The sequence below is a fragment of the Caballeronia humi genome (assembly GCF_001544475.1).
Lineage (GTDB): Bacteria > Pseudomonadota > Gammaproteobacteria > Burkholderiales > Burkholderiaceae > Caballeronia > Caballeronia humi.
Genome location: NZ_FCNW02000157.1, coordinates 1 through 1,878, shown reverse-complemented (window position 1 = coordinate 1,878; position 1,878 = coordinate 1). Strand labels below are relative to the sequence as shown.

The following is a 1,878-nucleotide window of genomic DNA, read 5'->3' as shown; positions in this document are numbered from 1 at the left end:
GAAGGAACGGTGCTGAACATCGCGAAGGATTATTCGCACATTCTCGCGCCCGCTACCGCTTACGGTAAGAACATCGCACCGCGCATCGCGGCGCATTTAGATGTCGCGCAAATCAGCGATATCACCGCAGTCGATTCCGCCGATACCTTCGAGCGTCCGATCTATGCCGGTAACGCAATCGCCATCGTCCAATCGAGCGATGCGATCAAGGTGATCACCGTCCGCTCCACGGGTTTCGATCCGGTGGCGGCCGAGGGCGGTAGTGCATCGGTGGAGAAGATCGGAGCGGCGGCGGACGCGGGCATTTCTCAATTCGTGTCGCGCGAACTCACGAAGCTGGATCGTCCGGAACTGACATCGGCGTCGATCATCGTTTCGGGTGGTCGTGGTTTGGGCAATGGCGAAAACTACACGAAAGTTCTGGAACCGCTCGCCGACAAGCTCAACGCGGCGCTCGGCGCATCGCGTGCAGCGGTCGATGCAGGTTTCGTCCCGAACGACTACCAAGTCGGCCAAACCGGCAAGATCGTCGCACCGCAGTTGTATGTCGCAGTCGGCATTTCAGGCGCGATCCAGCACTTGGCCGGGATGAAGGACTCGAAGGTCATCGTCGCGATCAACAAGGACGCGGAAGCGCCGATCTTCGGCGTCGCCGATTACGGCCTCGTCGGCGATCTGTTCGCGCTCGTGCCGGAACTCACCGCCGCTCTCTGACGCCGTGTGCGCCTAACTTGCTCTTCGAGAATAAAGATGTCCGACGTCAACCCACAAAACCGCTCATTTTTGTTTGTACCGGGTAGCCAGCCAGATCGCTTCGACAAGGCGCTCGACAGTGGTGCAGACGCCGTTATTATCGATTTGGAGGATGCGGTGGAGGTCGGCGCAAAGATTGATGCGCGTCGCGCGGTGGCCGAATGGTTGAGGCCCGACCGTAGCGTCTTGTTGCGAGTCAACGCGAGCAATTCGCCCTGGTTTGCTGAGGATGCGCAACTTGCAAGGCTTCGAGGTATTGCAGGCATTGTTCTGCCGAAAACGGAGAGCGCGTCAGATGTGATTGCACTTGTCTCGCTGACGAGAGCGAGGATACCTGTCTTTCCGTTAATCGAATCGGCCCAGGGAATGTGGAACGTGATGGAAATCGCAAAGGCGCCTTTCGTTCACCAACTGATGTTCGGGACGCTCGACTTTATCGCAGACATGGGCATGGAGTCGGACGGGGTCGAACTTGATCCATTCCGAGCGCAGTTGGTTATGACTTCCCGGGTCGCAGGAATTGGCGCGCCTGTGGATGGTGTCACCCCGGTCATTGACGATGCAAATCGCTTGGCCTCAGAAACGAAACATGGCAAGCGGCGAGGATTTGGCGGCAAGCTTTGCATTCATCCGAAGCAGATCTCGATTGTGAACGAATGCTATGCACCTACTCAAGCTGAAGTCTCATGGGCGAAGCAGGTACTTGATGCGTCGGACAGAGCCAACGGGGCTGCGATTTCGATAGACGGCAAGATGATCGATCGGCCTGTCGTGCTTCGGGCGAAGCGTGTGGTGGATTTGGCAAGGACCTGATCAGCGAGCCCTTCGAAAGGTCCACGCAATGCAATCTCCGCCGAAAACGAAAACGAAAACGCGACTGCGCCGCATCAGACGAAGAACTGCATTAGCACGTCAGTGTGGCAGATCGATGTATCTTGCAGATGGCTGCTGGCGCCTTGAGGCGGCAGCGCGTGCGCCCGTGCGCCACGCTTCGCAAAGCGTTTCCTCCCAGAAGCGAGACTCATGATTGATACTCAGGCACTGCAGAAGCAGTACGGTCCCCGCGAGTCGATGGAATATGACGTCGTGATCGTTGGCGGTGGCCCGGCTGGACTGTCGGCGGCC

2 protein-coding genes are annotated in these 1,878 nt (G+C 58.0%); both read left to right on the top strand.

What is annotated here, in order from left to right:
* A partial coding sequence (locus AWB65_RS34690) for an electron transfer flavoprotein subunit alpha/FixB family protein (RefSeq protein ID WP_087671241.1) occupies positions 1 to 714 on the top strand: 714 nt, incomplete at its 5' end.
* Positions 715 to 750: 36 nt separating this feature from the next.
* Positions 751 to 1,566 carry an HpcH/HpaI aldolase/citrate lyase family protein gene (locus AWB65_RS34685; RefSeq protein ID WP_087671240.1) on the top strand — a complete coding sequence of 272 codons (816 nt, stop codon included), beginning with the start codon at positions 751 to 753 and terminating at the stop codon, positions 1,564 to 1,566.
* Positions 1,567 to 1,878: the final 312 nt, after the last annotated feature.

Excerpts from the sequence above, each read along its gene's own strand:
- AWB65_RS34685 (WP_087671240.1), top strand. The coding sequence starts at position 751 with ATGTCCGACGTCAACCCACAAAACCGCTCATTTTTGTTTGTACCGGGT.